Here is a 15,754-nt window from a genome sequence, read left to right as displayed (position 1 = left end):
TATTTCTGTGGTTAGTGTCATGCTTTCTAAGTCTATGCTACATATGAAATTTTTAAATCCATGCTGATGAGTTTTCTATTTTAATAATGTTCCGTCACTTGATGGAGATCAACGCGGGGCAGGGGGGGAGTACTTAGCATTTCCGCTATTAAGCATTTATCAAACAAGTGCTCACTACGGGAATAAAAAGAATGGTCGAGGATACTTTTTTATCGGCTCATGGAATTAATCGCCGTGACTTTATGAAACTGTGCGCCGGGATGGCCGCAACCCTTGGATTAAGCCAGCATGCCGTGGCCAGGATGGCCACCGCGCTCACCAGCCCCGAGCGGCCACCGGTGATCTGGATAGGGGCGCAGGAGTGTACCGGTTGCACCGAATCGCTGTTGCGCGCCACCCACCCCACCATCGAGAACCTGATCCTCAACACCATTTCGCTGGAGTACCACGAGGTGCTCTCGGCGGCCTTCGGCCATCAGGCCGAAGAGAACAAGCACAATGCCATCGAACGCTACAAGGGCAAGTATGTGCTGGTGGTGGATGGTTCCATCCCGCTTAAAGATGGCGGCATCTACTGCATGGTGGCCGGTGAACCCATCGTCGACCATATTCGCCGCGCGGCTGCCGATGCGGCTGCCGTCATCGCCATCGGCTCTTGCGCCGCCTGGGGCGGGGTGCCCGCCAGCGGCGGCAACCCGACCGGCGCCGTCAGCCTGGAAGAGGCCCTCGGCAACCTCGGCACGCCGATTATCAATATCCCGGGCTGCCCGCCCAATCCCCACAACTTCCTCACCACGGTCGCCTACTACATCACCTACGGCAAGCTGCCGGCGCTCGATGCCAAGAAGCGGCCGCTGTTTGCCTATGAGCGGCTCATCCACGAAAACTGCGAGCGCCGCCCGCACTTCGATGCCGGCCGTTTCGCCAAGGAGTTTGGCGACGAGGGTCACCGTCAGGGCTGGTGTCTCTACCATCTTGGCTGCAAGGGGCCGGAGACCTACGGCAACTGCTCGACCCTGGAGTTCTGCGACGTGGGCGGCGGCATCTGGCCGGTGGGTATCGGCCATCCCTGCTACGGCTGCAACGAGCAGGGAGTGGGTTTCAGCAAGGGGATCTTCCAGCTCGCCAAGGTGGAGAATCCCACCCCGCGGGTGAACAAGCCCGACGTGGCCATCCAGGAGGGAGGACACATGTCGCCCACCGCCACCGGCCTTATCGGTGGTGCGCTCGGGGTGCTGGTCGGGGTGAGTCTGATGACGGTGCGCGAGCTCGGTCGCCAGCAGAAGCGCCATGAAGCCGGGCAGCACACCTCACGGGAGGAGTGACCGTGAACAGACGCAATTTCCTCAAATTCGCCTCCGTCGGTGCGCTGGCGGCGGGCACCACCGTCTCCGGCAGTGCCCTGGCGGCGGCCGAGAACAAGCCGCCCATTCCCGGCGCGCTCGGCATGCTCTACGACTCCACCCTCTGCATCGGTTGCCAGGCCTGCGTGGCTGAGTGTCAGCGCCTCAACGGCAACCCGGCCAATCCGGCCGGGGAAGCAACCTGGTCCAACAATGACAAGCTGAGCCCCTACACCAACAACATCATTCAGGTGTGGAAGAGTGGCACGGGTGAGCACAAGGATCAGCTGGTGGATGGCTATGCCTACATCAAGAAGCAGTGCATGCACTGTGTCGATCCCAACTGCGTCTCCGTCTGCCCGGTGCAGGCGCTGACCAAGGATCCCAAGACCGGCATCGTCCATTACGACCCGGACGTCTGCACCGGCTGCCGCTACTGCATGGTGGGCTGCCCGTTCGACGTGCCCAAATATGACTACGACAACCCGTTCGGGGCGATCCACAAGTGCGAGCTCTGCAACCAGAAGGGGCTTGAGCGCATCGATCAGGGCAAATTGCCCGGCTGTGTCGAGGTGTGCCCCACCGGCGCCGTCATCTTCGGCACCCGCGAAGAGCTGATGGCCGAGGCCAAGCGCCGGCTGCTGGCCACGCCGGGCAGCGAATACGCCTACCCGCGCCAGACCTTCAGCGCCAACGATCCCTACCTGCACGAGGTGCCCAACTACCAGCCTTACGTCTATGGCGAGAAGGAGGGGGGCGGCACCCAGGTGCTGGTGCTGGCCGGGGTGCCCTACACCAAGCTCGACATGCCTGACTTGCCGGAGCTCTCCTCCGGGGCGCGCTCCGAGCACATCCAGCACACCCTCTACAAGGGGATGGTGCTGCCGCTGGTGGTGCTGACCGGGCTGTCGGTGCTCATTCGCCGCAACACCAAGGACCATCAGGATGGCGACGATCATGACTCGCACGCGGGCCATGACAAGCAATCGGGAGGCAAGGATCATGAGTAATCACAAGGCACATCCGCTGGGGGGCAGGCTGGTCAGCTGGCCGGTCATGGTGCTGGCGCCGTTCGTCATCCTGTGCGGCATGCTGATCCTCAAACGCCTCATCTTCGGGCTGGGCTCGGTCACCGATCTCAACGGCGGCTACCCCTGGGGGCTCTGGATCTCGTTCGATCTGCTGATCGGCACCGGTTTCGCCTGCGGCGGCTGGGCGCTGGCCTGGGCGGTCTACGTCTTCAACCGGGGTGAGTATCATCCGCTGGTGCGACCGGCCCTGCTGGCGAGCCTGTTCGGCTATTCGCTGGGCGGCCTCTCCATCACCATCGACGTCGGCCGTTACTGGAACCTGCCCTACTTCTACATTCCGGGTTTCTTCAACACCTCCTCGGTGCTGTTCGAGACGGCGGTCTGCATGACCATCTACATCGGGGTGATGGCGCTGGAGTTTGCCCCCGTGCTGATGGAGAAGTTTGGCTGGAAGGTCTCCCTTGCGCGGATCAACAAGGTCATGTTCTTCATCCTGGCGCTGGGGGCCCTGCTGCCCACCATGCACCAATCCTCCATGGGCTCCCTGATGATAGTGGCGGGGGAGAAGATCCATCCGCTCTGGCAAAGCTACGAGCTGCTGCCGGTCTTCTCCTTGCTCACCGCCTTCATCATGGGCTTCTCCATCGTGGTGTTTGAGGGCTCTCTGGTGCAGGCCGGGCTGGCGGGGCGCGGCCCCAACGAGAAGCCGCTGTTCTACAAGCTGACCCAGGTGATCGACATCTTCCTGATCCTGTTCGTGGCGCTGCGCTTTGCCGAGATCGTCATCAACGACAAGTCGGAGTACCTCTCCCAGTGGGATCGCTACGCCTTGATGTTCTGGAGCGAGATCGCGCTGATGATCTTCCCGCTGCTGGTGTTCCACTGGGACAAGAGCCGCCGCGATTCGCGCATGTTGTTCCTGGGGGCCCTCAGCATGCTGCTGGGCGCCGCCCTCTGGCGACTGGACTACTCCCTGCTCGCCTTCAACCCCGGCAATGGCTACCACTACTTCCCCTCCGCGGCGGAAGTGCTGATCTCCTTGGGCTTCGTCGCCATCGAGGTGTGTGCCTATTTGCTGCTGATCCGGCTGCTGCCGGTACTGCCATCACTTGAACGTGTTCACCAAGATTATCAGGCCCGAGGGAAAGCCAACGTATGAGCCAACGTATCACCATAGACCCCATCACCCGCATCGAGGGTCACCTGCGTATCGACTGTGAAATCGAAGGCGGCGTCGTCACCAAGGCCTGGTCGTCCGGCACCATGTGGCGCGGGATGGAGGAGATCGTCAAGGGCAACGACCCGCACGATGCCTGGATGATAGTGCAGCGCATCTGCGGGGTGTGCACCTCCATTCACGCCATCGCCTCGGTGCGGGCGGTGGAGAACGCCATCGGCGCCAAGGTGCCGGTCAACGCCCAGTACATCCGCAACCTGATCATTGCGGCCCACAACATCCACGATCACATCGTCCACTTCTATCAGCTCTCCGCGCTGGACTGGGTGGACATCACCGCCGCACTGCAGGCCAATCCGCAAAAAGCGGCCGACCTGCTCAAGGGAGTATCGACCTGGTCCCTCAACAGCGCCGACGAGCTGACCAAGGTGCAGGACAAGATCCGCGCCCTGGTGGCGAGCGGTCAGCTCGGCATCTTCGCCAACGGCTACTGGGGTCACAAGGCGATGAAACTGAGCCCGGAGGTGAACCTCATCGCCGTGGCCCACTACCTGCAGGCACTGGAGTGCCAGCGCGATGCCAACCGCATCGTCGCCATCCTCGGCGGCAAGACTCCCCACATTCAGAACCTGGCGGTGGGCGGGGTGGCCAACCCCATCAACCTGGATGCGCCGAGCGTGCTCAACCTGGAACGGCTGCTCTACGTGAAGAGCTTCATCGATCGGCTCGGCGAGTTCATCGAGCAGGTCTACAAGGTGGATGCCGCCATCATAGCCGCGCACTACCCCGAGTGGCTGAACCTGGGGCAGGGGGCCAAGCACTACCTGAGCGTGCCTGAGCTGCCCACCGACGGTGACGGCGGCAGCTTCCTGATGCCGGGTGGCTACATCGAGAACGGCGATCTGGCCGGCTATCGTCCCATCGAGAGCCATCAGGATGCCTGGCTGATGGATGGCATCGCCGAGAGCAACAAGCACGCCTGGTACAAGGATGACGCCCCCCTCAAGCCCTGGGAGGGCAAGACCGAGCCCGACTACACCGGCTGGCAGGATGACGGCAAGTACTCCTGGGTCAAATCTCCCACCTTCTACGGCAAGGTGGTGGAGGTGGGGCCCCTCGCAGACCTCTTGGTGAAGCTCGCCGCCAAGCACCCGGAGACGGTGGCGCACTTCGATCAGCTGAACGGTCTCTACAAGACGCTCACCGGTTCAGCCATCAAGACCGAACAGCTGCACTCCACCCTGGGCCGCATCATCGGTCGTGCGGTGCGCTGCTGTGTGCTCAAAGACACCCTGTCACATCAGTGGAAGGCGCTGGTGGACAACATCGGCAAGGGGGATGTCAGCGCCTACATCAAGACCGAGATCCCGGCGGACAAGGAGTTTCGCGGGGTGGGCTTTGAAGAGGCGCCGCGCGGCATGCTCTCCCACTGGATCGTCATCAAGGGCGGCAAGATCGAGAACTATCAGGCGGTGGTGCCGTCGACCTGGAACTCGGGCCCGCGCAACTTCAATGATGAACCCGGTCCCTACGAGCAGTCCCTGGTGGGCACCCCGGTGGCCGATCCGGCCAAGCCGCTGGAGGTGGTGCGCACCATTCACTCGTTCGACCCCTGCATGTCCTGTGCGGTGCACGTGGTGGATACCCAGAGTGGTGAAACAACTCAGGTGAAGGTGCTGTGATGAACACCCTGATCCTGGGCGTGGGCAACCTGCTATTGAGCGATGAGGCCGTCGGCGTGCGGATCGTCGAGGGGCTGGAGCGCGACTACCGCTTCGCCCCCGGCATCGAGCTGCTCGATGGCGGCACCGCAGGCATGGAGCTGCTCGAAGCCATGGCCAGTCGCGACCACATCATACTGGCGGACGCGGTGCGCAGCGGCAATCCGCCGGGTACCGTGGTGACCCTGAAGGATGAGGAGATCCCGACCCTGTTTGGTCGCAAGATCTCCCCGCACCAGCTGGGGCTGGCGGACGTGCTCTCGGCGCTGCACATGACGGGGGAATCCCCCAGGCGGCTCACCCTGATCGGGGTCGAGCCTGAATCCCTCGAGCCCCGCATCGGCCTCACTCCTGTGGTGGCGGCTGCCATGGGGGAGGCAACGGATCGGATCCTGACCCTGCTGGCCAGCCTGGGGGCACCGGCCATTCCGCTCTCTGAGCAGGAGAAGGCCGAGCGAGCGCGGGAGGGCGTATGGCGCAATCCATTGTGAATGAGGCAGTGAACGAAGCCGCGACAGAGCCGGCGCAGGAGTTTATCGGTTTTGCCACCAATCCCGCACCCTTGCTGGTGGCCCAGTACGAGCGGATCGCCAGAGAAGAGATGCAGGCCCTGCCGTTCTATCACCCGGCCATGCCCATCGTGGCCGAGTGCACCCTGTTTGAAGGGCAGTGGCTTGGCTGCGTGCTCACCCCCTGGATGTTGAGCGTGGTGGTGCTGCCGGGGCCGGATCAGCTTTGGCCGGTGCGCAGCAGCAGCGATCGGCTCGCCCTGCAGCTCCCCTGCGGCAACCTGACCTTTATGGTGGGGGCATTGCCCGAGACGGGGCAGTTGCTGGCCTGCTCGCTCATGTCCCCCATCGACCCGCATCTGGGGGCCGACGAGGGGCGCGCGCTGGTGAGCAGCACCCTCAAGATGCTGCTTTCGCTTCCGGTGCAGCAGGGGGAGGGCGGCGTGAACTTGAGCCGGCGCCGCCTGTTCAGCGGCCGGCGCGGCGACCCTGTGGGCGACACCCAGCGCTAGGTCTCATCTGCAATCAGGTTTAGAATAGGGGCCGTTTTGGCCCCTCACTCGCTTCTGTCGTGCCCCTGTTTTTTGGGTAGTGAGTGGTAAAACGAACAAGGGATCTTATGACCATTCAATGCTTTGGCTGCCACTCAGGCAGCAACATCGCCCGCCGCAAAGGCCTCTCTGTCACGGCGGCCGCCTTGCTGGCCCTGCTCTCGGGCGGTTTCTCTTCCATGGCGCTGGCTGCCCAGCCCGTCCCCGCCGAACTCAAGCTCGCCATCGGCAGTGAGCCCACCGAAGGGTTCGACCCGCTGCTTGGCTGGAGCCACGGCAGCTACCTGCTGCTGCACAGCCCGCTGCTCAAGCAAAACGCCGACCTCAGCTGGCAAAACGTGCTTACCCAGGCGGTGACCCCGAACCAGGATGGCAAGGGGTGGCTTATCCGCCTCAAGCCGGATCTGACATTCTCCAACGGCGCGCCGCTCACCGCCGAAGACGTGGCCTTTACCTACAACAGCGCAGCCCAGGGCGGCGGCAAGATCGACATGGGCAACTTTGTCTCGGCCAAGGTGCTCTCGCCTACCGAGGTTGCCATATCTTTAAGCGCCCCCCAGAGCACCTTCGTCAACGTGCTGGGATCGCTCGGGATAGTGTCGAAGCGGGATTACGATCCCAAGGCTTACGCCCGCCATCCGGTCGGCGCCGGCCCTTACCAGCTGGTGAGCTTCCTGCCCGGCCAGCAGCTGGTGGTGGAGGCCAACCCCCATTACGCCGGCGGCAGCAATGACTTCAAGCGGCTGGTGTTTGTCTTTATCGATGAAGAGAGCGCCTATGCCGCCGCCCAGCGCAGCCAGCTCGACCTGGTACGCATCGCCCCGTCGCTGGCGCCCACAGTCCCTGCCTCCCTCAAGCTGTGGGTGCGCCCGAGCGTGGAGAATCGCGGCATCGTCTTCCCCATCCCGCCAGCGGGCGGCAAGGATGCCAAGGGTTATCCCATCGGCAACGACGTGACTTCGGACGTGGCGGTGCGCCGCGCCATCAACTACGCCATCGACCGCAAGCTGCTGGCCGATCAACTGCTGGAAGGACACGCCATTCCCGCCTACAGCGCGGTAGAAGGCCTGCCCTGGCTGAATAAAGCCACCGCCTTCAAGGATGGCGATGCGGCCCACGCCAATGCCCTGCTCGACGAGGCCGGCTGGAAGATGGGCAGTGACGGCATTCGCCACAAGGGTTCCCTGCGCGCCGCCGTTACCCTCTGGTACACCAGTGGCGACAGCACCCGCCGGGATTTGGCGGAAGCGGTGCGGGCCATGCTCAAACCCATCGGCCTCGAGGTGAGCCTCAAGTCCGGTAGCTGGGAGCAGGTGGAGCGCGAGATGCACGCCAATCCGGTGCTGATGGGGTGGGGGAGTCTGGATCCCATGGAGCTCTATCACCATTACCAGAGCGGTTCCGCCGGTGTGGAGTTTTACAACCCGGGCTATTACCAGAATCCGGTGGTGGATGGTCACCTCAAGCAGGCGCTGGATGCCCCGAACTGGCAGGCGGCCGTGCCGTTCTGGCAGCAGGTGGAGTGGGATGGCAAGCGTGGCGCCGGGGTACAGGGGGATGCGGCCTGGGCCTGGCTGCTCAACGTGCAGCACACCTATCTGGCGAACCGCTGCATCGACCTTGGCAAGGGGGCGCCGGAAATTCACGGTAGCTGGTCACTGCTCAACAACCTGCAGGATTGGCGGTGGACGTGCCGTTAAGTTCGCCCTTGAGTCATTCAGGTTATCTGTTGCTAAAAGCCCTGCTGCGTTTGGCAGGGCTGTTATGTCTGGTCTCGGTCGCCACCTTTGTGTTGCTGAGTTACTCCCCCATCGACCCCATCAAGGCCTATATCGGCAACGATCTGCTCCATGTGCCGCCGGAGCAGTACGCCCGCATTGCCGCCCGCTGGGGGTTGGATCAACCGCTCTGGCTGCGCTACTGGCACTGGTTCACCCAGGTGCTGCGGGGGGATCTCGGCTACTCCATGCTCTACAACGCACCTGTGGGTGAGGTAATTGGCCAGCGCTTTGCTGCCTCCTTCCTGCTGTTGGCGGGGGCTTGGCTGCTCTCCGGCTTTTTCGGCATTCTGCTGGGCCTCTGCGCCGGTCGCTATCTCAACCGCTGGCCCGATCGCCTGATTTGCCGCTTTGCTTACCTGCTCGCCTCCTTGCCCACCTTCTGGGTCGGCCTCTTGCTGCTGGCGCTGTTTGCGGTGCACTGGCCTTTGTTGCCGGTCTGCTGCGCCTGGACGCCGGGTCTCTCTGCCGATGAGGCGGACTGGTTGATGCGGTTGCGTCATCTGTTGCTGCCGGTCACCACCCTGGCCCTGCTGGGGCTTGGCAATATTGCCCTGCACACCCGGGAGCGGGTGGCCGAGGTGCTGGCGAGCGATTTTATTCGCTACGCCCGCGCCCAGGGCGATGGCGGCTGGCCCATGCTGCGCTTTCACGTGCTGCGTCATGCCCTGACCCCGGCCATCTGTCTGCAGTTTGCCTCGCTGGGGGAGCTGATTGGCGGATCGTTATTGGCCGAAAAGGTCTTCTCCTACCCGGGGCTCGGCCAGGCCACCGTGGATGCGGGGCTGAGGGGGGATATCCCCCTGCTGATGGGAATCGTGCTCTTCTGCACCCTGCTGGTCTTTTTGGGTAACACGGCGGCGCGGGTGCTGCTGGCCCGCATCAACCGCGGTTGGGAGGGTGTGCATGCTGTTTAATCCGCTCCCCTCCCTGCTGCGTCTGGGTTTTGCGCTGATCTGCCTGCTGCTGCTGGCCAGCTACGGCTGGAGCCTCTCTCATCAGGATGTGCCGATGGATCTGCTGGCGCGCCAGCAGCCCCCCTCGCTGGTTCACTGGTTCGGTACCGACCAGATGGGGCGGGATCTCTGGCTGCGGGCCTTTCAGGGTACCCTCACCAGTCTGGAGCTGGGCATCAGCACGGCCCTGTGCAGCGGCTTGCTGGCCATGGTGGCGGCCAGTGTCTCGCTCATTCACCCCAGATGTGATGCGGCGGTGCGGCTGGTGATCGATGCCATGCTGGCGCTGCCCCATATGCTGCTGTTGATCCTGATCTGCTTTACCGCAGGGGGCGGCATGCGCGGGGTGATCCTGGCGGTGGCGCTCACCCACTGGCCCAAGCTGGCGCTCATTCTCTGTGCCGAGGCGCGGCGGATCGCCAGCAGCGATTACGTGGTGCTGGCCGGCTGTCAGGGGATGGGGGCGCTGCGTCGCTGGCGTACCCACCTGTTGCCGGGGCTGTTGCCCCAGTGGTTTATAGGCACCTTGCTGATGTTCCCCCACGCGGTGCTGCACAGCGCGGCGCTGAGCTTCCTCGGCTTTGGCCTGGCGGCCCACGAGGCCTCGTTGGGTCTGCTGCTGGCCGATGCCCTGCGCTATCTGGCCGGCGGTGGCTGGTGGCTGGCCCTCTTCCCCGGTCTGATGTTGCTGACCTTGGTTTTACTGTTTGATCAGGCCACTCGCGCCCTGCAACAACTCTGGTTTGGGTTTGGGGGAGAACCATGCTGAGATTTGAAAACGCCATCTGGCGTCAGCACAGTCTGGCTGGCGCTGCTGTTCGCTCAGATGACTCGCGGGCCCTGCAACAGTTGCTGTGGCACAGGAGTGAACCATGCTGAGCTTCGACCAGGTGACCATAGAGGCGGCTCACTACTCCTGGCTGGGGCGGCGCAGTTGGCAGCCTTTGCTGACCAATATCAGTCTGCAACTGGCGCCGGGGGAGATAGTTGCACTGGTGGGGGGGAGCGGCGAGGGCAAGAGCCTGCTGCTGCAAAGTGCCCTGACCCTGCTGCCGGACAACCTGCGCATGCGCGGCACCATCTCCCTCGATGGCGTGCCCCTGTGCGACGCCAGCCGTGCCGGACTGCGCGGCCACACCCTCTGCTATGTGCCGCAGGGGGTGAGTGCCCTCAATCCGTTGCTGACGGTGGAGCGTCAGCTGGGACGGGCGGCACGCCTCTGCGGCCAGAGCGGTTCTCGCGAGCGGCTCGGCCAGCAGCTGCTGCGCTACCAGCTGCCCGCGACCACCCTGGACAGATTCCCGCGCCAGCTCTCCGGCGGCATGGCCAAGCGCATTCTGGCCTGCACCGCGGCGCTCGGCGGTGCCCGCTACATTCTGGCAGACGAGATCACCGCCTGGCTCGACGAGGGGCTGGCCTGCCAGCTGCTCGGCCAGTTGCGTGAATTGGCCAATCAGGGCAGCGGCATCCTCTGGGTCACCCACGATCTGGCGCTGGCGGCCCGCTTTGCCGATCGCATCGTCGCGCTGCATCAGGGCCAGGTGAGCGACACCTTGAGCTGCCACCATCTGCGCCAGGGACAGGGGAGCGAGATGCTCCGCGCCCACTGGCAGGCGCTGCCGGAATTCAATGCTCTCTTCTCTGTGCCGGAGGTTTCCTGATGTTGGAACTACGAAATCTCACCATCGCCCAGGGGGAACGCTCCCTCTGGCAGGGGTTGTCGCTGACGGTGAAGGCGGGGGAGCGGCTGGGCATTTCCGCGCCGAGCGGCCATGGCAAGACCACGCTGGGGCGAGTATTGGCCGGTTGGCAATCGGTTGGGGACGGCGGGCAGATCCTGCTGGATGGGCAGCCGTTGGCCGAACCGGTGAAGGGTTATAACCCCATCCAGCTGGTGCCCCAGCACCCGGAACTCACCTTCAATCCCTACCGCACCACCGGGCAGGCGCTGTGGGATGTATGGCGCCCCGATGACGCCATGCTGGCCCGCTTTATGGTCAAGCCTGCGTGGCTCGGTCGCAAGCCCGGTCAACTCTCCGGCGGTGAGCTGGCCCGCATCGCGCTGCTGCGCGCCCTCGATCCTCGCACCCGTCTGCTGATTGCCGACGAGGTGACCGCCCAGCTGGATCCGCAAATCCAGCGTCAACTCTGGCGGGAGTTGATGATGGAGTGCGAGCTGCGTGGTCTTGGCATGCTTGTCTTCAGTCACCAGCAGGCACTGCTGCGCCAGATCTGCCATCGGGTGCTGCGTTTTGGCGCGATGCAGCCCGAATCTGGGGAGCTGACCGAAAGCGCGGCTTGAGGGTTAGGTCCCCTCATCCCCAGCCCTTCTCCCGCAAGGGGAGAAGGGAGCGGAAGGTGCCATTTCACTAGGCTCAGGGTTTAGGGTTTGGAAAATCTCGGGGTTTGGAAAACAGGGCTGGTTGTTATGCTCGAAGCCCCTCTGAGGCGTTTGAGGGAATCGTATTGTTGCAGCACGCTGTCGGCATCCACGAACCGGTTCCCTCTCCCTGGGGAGAGGGCCAGGGTGAGGAGACGCGAGTGTGAGAGGCTGGCCACTCTGGACAGATAGGACGGCCGACAAGGTCCACAGATAAAAGAGAGGGAGGCATCAGCCTCCCTCTCTTGTTTTCTACCGTTATCAGCGGCGTTTAACCGGTTTAGGCACTGGCCAGCCAGTTCAGCCAGGCATCCATCCCTTCGCCTGTGGTGGCGCTGACCTGGATCACCTGAATATAGGGGTTGACCCGTTTGGCGTTCTCAATGCAGCGGGCCACATCAAAGCTGACGTAGGGCAGCAGATCGATCTTGTTGATCACCATCAGCTGGGCGGCGGCGAACATATCCGGGTATTTCACCGGCTTCTCTTCCCCTTCGGTGACGGAGAGGATCGCCACCTTGTACTTCTCGCCGAGATCGAAGCTGGCGGGGCAGACCAGATTGCCCACGTTCTCGATAAAGAGGATGCCCCCTTCATTGGCGGGCAGCTGGTGGCAGGCGTCGTGGACCATCTTGGCGTCCAGATGGCAGCCCTTGCCGGTGTTGATCTGCACGGCAGGGACGCCGGTGGCACGGATGCGATCCGCATCGGCGCTGGTCTGCTGATCCCCTTCGATCACGGCGCAAGGGCGCTTGTCAGCCAGTTGGCGCAGGGTTTCGCACAGCAGGGTTGTCTTGCCTGAACCCGGGCTAGACACCAGATTGAGTACCAGCTGGGCCGCCTCATCGAAGTGTTCGCGGTTGTGGGCGGCCAGCGCGTTGTTCTTGGCCAGCACATCCATCTCGATGGCGATCAGCTGACGCTGCCCCATGCCGGGCACCGACAATCCCGCTTCCCCTTTGCCGTAGTGCAGATCACCCTGCTGATGGTCATGGTCATGGTCATGGTCATGGTCATGGTCATGGTCATGGTCATGGTCATGGCTGTGATCATGGGGATGCGCGTGGGAATGGCCGTGGTCATGAGAGTGGGCATGTTCATGATGATGGTCATGGGGGTGATCATGGTAGTGCTCATGAGGCTGATCATGCCCCTCATGGCCCATGGGAGCCCGCACCCCGTGGTAGTGGTGATGGACATCCCCCTGATGGTGATAGTGGTGGTGAATGATCAGGGTGCGCGGCGCGCTCTGCTCGTGGTCATGATGGTGATGGGCGTCATGAGCATGATGATGGCCATGCTCATGCTCATGCTCATGCTCATGCTCATGCTCATGCCCATGTTCATGGTGATGTTCATGTTCGTGATGATGCTCATGATCGTGCTCATGGCCGGCGATCCGCGCCTGGCCGCATCCGCATACGCTACACATATCAACTTACCTCAATGTCGGTGATGCGCAGGCTATCACCCTGCGCGACTCGTAATTTGTACCCACCACACTCGGGACAGGCCTGCCCGCGCTCGGTGAGGGTGACCGTCTGGTTGCAGTCGTAACACCAGGCCTCTGCCGCCTGGTGCTGAAAGTGCAGCTGGGCCCCTTCGACGGCGGTGCCCTTGGCGGCCGCCTCGAAACAGAAGGCAATGGTGTCCGGGTCAACGCAGGAGAAGCTGCCGACCTCGAGCCAGAGGGCGGTCACCTTGGTAAAGCCCCGCTGGGTGGCCTGTTCAGCCGCCAGATCGATGGCGGCCATGGCCAGAGACATTTCGTGCATGGTGGCTCCTTAACCGATATGGGAAGGAGCAGTGACTCCTCCCCCTAATTGAGAAAACGGCATATGGCTGAACGGCATGGCCGCTCAACAGATCCGCGGCAGCAGCTCTCCTTGCGGCAGCTCCAGATAACGGCGGCTACCCCAGGGGTTATTGAGGATCACCTTGTGACCATCGCTCGCCTGCACCACGCCGATCTGGCTGGCTGCTGGGTTGAATTGCCGCAAGATGCCCAGTGCGTCCTGCGCCTGTTCGGCAGGCAGGGCCAGCACCATGGTCCCCTCGTTGGCGAGATCATGGGGCTCGAAACCGTAGAGCTCGCACAGGCCACGCACCGGATCGCACACCGGAATGGCGGACTCCTCCAGCTCGATGGCAACGCCGGAGGCCGTGCTCCACTCGTTGAGCACGGCGGCAAGGCCGCCGCGGGTGGCATCGCGCAGGGCGTGCGGGGTAATCCCCGCTTTTAGCAGCGCTTCTACCTGCGGCCAGAGGGTGGTGCAGTCGCTCTTGAGATCGGAGCCCAGTTGCAGGGCGTCACGGGCCATCAGGATGCAGGCGCCGTGGCTGCCGATATCCCGCGACACCAGGATGGCGTCACCGGCCTTGAGGTTGCGCACCGAGATGCCCCGGCTCTGCTCAGGCCGCGGGAAGGTGCCGACCCCGCTGGTGTTGATAAAGATCTTGTCGGCGGCCCCCTTGGGCACCACCTTGGTGTCGCCGCAGACGATACGGGCGCCGCTCTTGGCAAGCTCGGCCGCCATCGACTCGACGATGCGGGCGAGATCGGCGTAGGGGAAACCCTCCTCGATGATAAAACTGCAGCTAAGATACTCGGGCTTGGCCCCCATCATGGCCAGATCGTTGACCGTACCGGCGATGGCCAGCTTGCCGATATCGCCCCCCTCGAAGAAGAGCGGCGAGACGGTAAAACTGTCGGTGGTGAAGGCGACGGGGCCGCTCACCGGCAGCAGGGCGGCATCTTCACCGCGCAGCAGGATCTCGTTGCCAAAGTGGCGAAAGAAGAGCTGGTTGATCAGCTGATTCATCTCGACACCGCCGCCGCCGTGGCTTAACTGGATTTCTCTCATCGGGTCTGGTTCTCCACAAGATTGCAGAAACAGGCTGGTTCATCTCTCCTCATCACCCGACCGCCGTGGCTTGACTGAATTTCTCTCATTGGATCCCCATATATCGGTAGTAGGCATTGCAGGCCCCTTCGGAGCTGACCATGCAGCTGCCCATGGGCTGGGTCGGGGTGCAGCCCCGGCCAAAGACTTTGCACTGGTTCGGCTTGGCCAGGCCGCGCAGGATATCGGCGCACTGGCACGCCTTGTGGTCATCGATGGGAGTCTGATTGAGCGCGAAGTGACGCTCCGCATCGCGTTTGGCAAACGCATCGCGCAGGCGCAGGGCGGAGGCGTTGATATCCCCCAGACCTCGCCAGCGAAAGTGCTCGCGGGTCTCGAAAAAGCGCTCGACCAGCCGCTGGGCGGCTTTATTGCCACTGGCGGTGACCGCGCGGCTGTATTGCACCTCCAGGGCGTAGCGACCCTCCACCTTCTGGCGCACCATCATCAAGAGCGCCTCCATCACATCCACCGGCTCGAAGCCGCTCACCACCACCGGCACCTGATAACGCTCGACGATGGGCAGGTAGATATCGGCGCCGGTGATGACGCTGACGTGGGAGGGGCCGATAAAGGCGTTTACCTTGGCCACCCCGTCAGCCATCACCGCATGAATGGCAGGGGGCACCAGCACATGGTTGATATGAAACAAGAGGTTCTCTACCCCTTCAGCTTCAGCTGCGGCCAAGAGCGCGGCGGTCATGGGGGTAGAGGTCTCGAAACCGATGGCGAAGAAGACCACGGTTTTCTCCGGGTTCTCACGGGCGATGCGCAGGGCGTCGAGGGGGTCATAGACCGGGCGGATATCGCTCCCCTTGGCCCGCTGCTGGGCCAGCGTGCCTTTGGAGCCCGGCACCCGGATCATATCACCCAGGGTGACCAGAATGACGCTGGGCTGGCTAGCCAGCTCGATGGCCTGATCGATGCGCTCTTTGGGCATGATGCAGACCGGGCAGCCGGGGCCGTGGACAAACTCGATGCTGGCCGGCAGCAGCTGGTGCAGGCCGTATTTCATGATGGTATGGGTATGGCCGCCGCACACCTCCATCACCCGCAGCGGCTCGGGCAGATCTTTGGCCAGTTCGGTGATCTGGGCGGCGAGGGCGCGGATCACCTCGGGCTGACGAAAGCCCTGAAAGAGATCATTCAAGGTCAGCATGGCAAGATATCCTGGTTGGGCATCAGGGCCACCATCTGGCGGAAACTCTCCAGGCTGGCCTGCGCCTCCTCCTGGTCAATCTTGCTCATCACAAAGCCGATGTGGAGCAGCACATAGTCGCCCACCTGGAGGGGCTCTTCGAGCAGCATGCAGCTGACGCGTCGCTGCACCCCCAGGGTATCGACGGTGACGCAGTTATCTTCGGGGTGCAGCTGCACCACCTGAGAAGGGATGGATAGACACATG

Annotated in this window: 17 protein-coding genes; 12 read left to right on the top strand and 5 right to left on the bottom strand. The window is 63.1% G+C overall.

What is annotated here, in order from left to right:
- Positions 1-191 precede the first annotated feature (191 nt).
- The 11 genes from hybO to R2E40_RS12910 all read left to right on the top strand — a co-directional run bounded on the left by hybO (position 192) and on the right by R2E40_RS12910 (position 11,368).
- Positions 192-1,325 carry a hydrogenase 2 small subunit gene (hybO, locus tag R2E40_RS12960; protein ID WP_065477131.1) on the top strand — a complete coding sequence of 378 codons (1,134 nt, stop codon included), beginning with the start codon at positions 192-194 and terminating at the stop codon, positions 1,323-1,325.
- Positions 1,326-1,327: 2 nt separating this feature from the next.
- A complete protein-coding gene (gene hybA / locus R2E40_RS12955) occupies positions 1,328-2,353 on the top strand; it encodes a hydrogenase 2 operon protein HybA (protein ID WP_318163547.1) in 1,026 nt (341 codons plus the stop codon).
- On the top strand, positions 2,346-3,533 hold the full coding sequence (gene hybB, locus R2E40_RS12950; protein ID WP_011706348.1) for a Ni/Fe-hydrogenase cytochrome b subunit: 1,188 nt from the start codon (positions 2,346-2,348) through the stop codon (positions 3,531-3,533). The genes hybA and hybB overlap by 8 nt, the downstream gene beginning before the upstream one ends.
- Positions 3,530-5,233 carry a hydrogenase 2 large subunit gene (hybC, locus tag R2E40_RS12945; protein ID WP_318163546.1) on the top strand — a complete coding sequence of 568 codons (1,704 nt, stop codon included), beginning with the start codon at positions 3,530-3,532 and terminating at the stop codon, positions 5,231-5,233. Before hybB ends, hybC begins: the two co-directional genes overlap by 4 nt.
- Entirely contained in the window at positions 5,233-5,763 is a 531-nt protein-coding gene (locus R2E40_RS12940; RefSeq protein WP_005301934.1) for a HyaD/HybD family hydrogenase maturation endopeptidase, read from the top strand. The genes hybC and R2E40_RS12940 overlap by 1 nt, the downstream gene beginning before the upstream one ends.
- On the top strand, positions 5,745-6,293 hold the full coding sequence (hybE, locus tag R2E40_RS12935) for a hydrogenase-2 assembly chaperone (protein WP_318163545.1): 549 nt from the start codon (positions 5,745-5,747) through the stop codon (positions 6,291-6,293). Before R2E40_RS12940 ends, hybE begins: the two co-directional genes overlap by 19 nt.
- A gap of 107 nt (positions 6,294-6,400) precedes the next feature.
- A complete protein-coding gene (locus R2E40_RS12930) occupies positions 6,401-8,032 on the top strand; it encodes an ABC transporter substrate-binding protein (protein WP_318163544.1) in 1,632 nt (543 codons plus the stop codon).
- Positions 8,017-9,027 (top strand): ABC transporter permease, encoded by a 1,011-nt coding sequence (locus tag R2E40_RS12925; RefSeq protein ID WP_318163543.1) that lies wholly within the window; start codon positions 8,017-8,019, stop codon positions 9,025-9,027. Before R2E40_RS12930 ends, R2E40_RS12925 begins: the two co-directional genes overlap by 16 nt.
- A complete protein-coding gene (locus R2E40_RS12920) occupies positions 9,017-9,835 on the top strand; it encodes an ABC transporter permease (RefSeq protein WP_318163542.1) in 819 nt (272 codons plus the stop codon). The genes R2E40_RS12925 and R2E40_RS12920 overlap by 11 nt, the downstream gene beginning before the upstream one ends.
- Before the next feature lie 103 nt (positions 9,836-9,938).
- Positions 9,939-10,727 (top strand): ATP-binding cassette domain-containing protein, encoded by a 789-nt coding sequence (locus R2E40_RS12915; RefSeq protein ID WP_318163541.1) that lies wholly within the window; start codon positions 9,939-9,941, stop codon positions 10,725-10,727.
- Positions 10,727-11,368, top strand: coding sequence for an ATP-binding cassette domain-containing protein (locus R2E40_RS12910; protein WP_318163540.1), 642 nt, complete (start codon positions 10,727-10,729; stop codon positions 11,366-11,368). The genes R2E40_RS12915 and R2E40_RS12910 overlap by 1 nt, the downstream gene beginning before the upstream one ends.
- Before the next feature lie 358 nt (positions 11,369-11,726).
- Here the strand turns inward: R2E40_RS12910 and hypB are convergent, their stop codons facing one another.
- On the bottom strand, positions 11,727-12,611 hold the full coding sequence (gene hypB / locus R2E40_RS12905) for a hydrogenase nickel incorporation protein HypB (protein ID WP_318163539.1): 885 nt from the start codon (positions 12,609-12,611) through the stop codon (positions 11,727-11,729).
- Between hypB and R2E40_RS12900 the strand changes: the two genes are divergently transcribed.
- Positions 12,498-12,902: a hypothetical protein gene (locus R2E40_RS12900; protein ID WP_318163538.1), complete on the top strand. Its 405-nt coding sequence runs from the start codon at positions 12,498-12,500 to the stop codon at positions 12,900-12,902. The genes hypB and R2E40_RS12900 overlap by 114 nt on opposite strands.
- Here the strand turns inward: R2E40_RS12900 and hypA are convergent.
- The 4 genes from hypA to R2E40_RS12880 all read right to left on the bottom strand — a co-directional run bounded on the left by hypA (position 12,880) and on the right by R2E40_RS12880 (position 15,753).
- Complete coding sequence (gene hypA, locus R2E40_RS12895; RefSeq protein ID WP_024944968.1) at positions 12,880-13,221, bottom strand: hydrogenase maturation nickel metallochaperone HypA; 342 nt, start codon at positions 13,219-13,221, stop codon at positions 12,880-12,882. The genes R2E40_RS12900 and hypA overlap by 23 nt on opposite strands.
- 84 nt (positions 13,222-13,305) lie before the next feature.
- The gene (gene hypE / locus R2E40_RS12890; protein ID WP_318163537.1) at positions 13,306-14,310 is read right to left on the bottom strand and encodes a hydrogenase expression/formation protein HypE; all 1,005 of its coding nucleotides are present in this window, start codon (positions 14,308-14,310) and stop codon (positions 13,306-13,308) included.
- Between the two features lie 85 nt (positions 14,311-14,395).
- The gene (gene hypD, locus R2E40_RS12885; protein ID WP_318163536.1) at positions 14,396-15,508 is read right to left on the bottom strand and encodes a hydrogenase formation protein HypD; all 1,113 of its coding nucleotides are present in this window, start codon (positions 15,506-15,508) and stop codon (positions 14,396-14,398) included.
- Entirely contained in the window at positions 15,502-15,753 is a 252-nt protein-coding gene (locus R2E40_RS12880) for a HypC/HybG/HupF family hydrogenase formation chaperone (RefSeq protein WP_016350988.1), read from the bottom strand. Before R2E40_RS12880 ends, hypD begins: the two co-directional genes overlap by 7 nt.
- Position 15,754: the final 1 nt, after the last annotated feature.

The sequence above is a fragment of the Aeromonas sp. CD genome, from assembly GCF_033349375.1.
In the GTDB taxonomy this organism is placed as follows: domain Bacteria; phylum Pseudomonadota; class Gammaproteobacteria; order Enterobacterales; family Aeromonadaceae; genus Aeromonas; species Aeromonas hydrophila.
The sequence above is the reverse complement of the archived record's forward strand: the minus strand, read 5'-3'. Positions and strand labels throughout refer to the sequence as shown.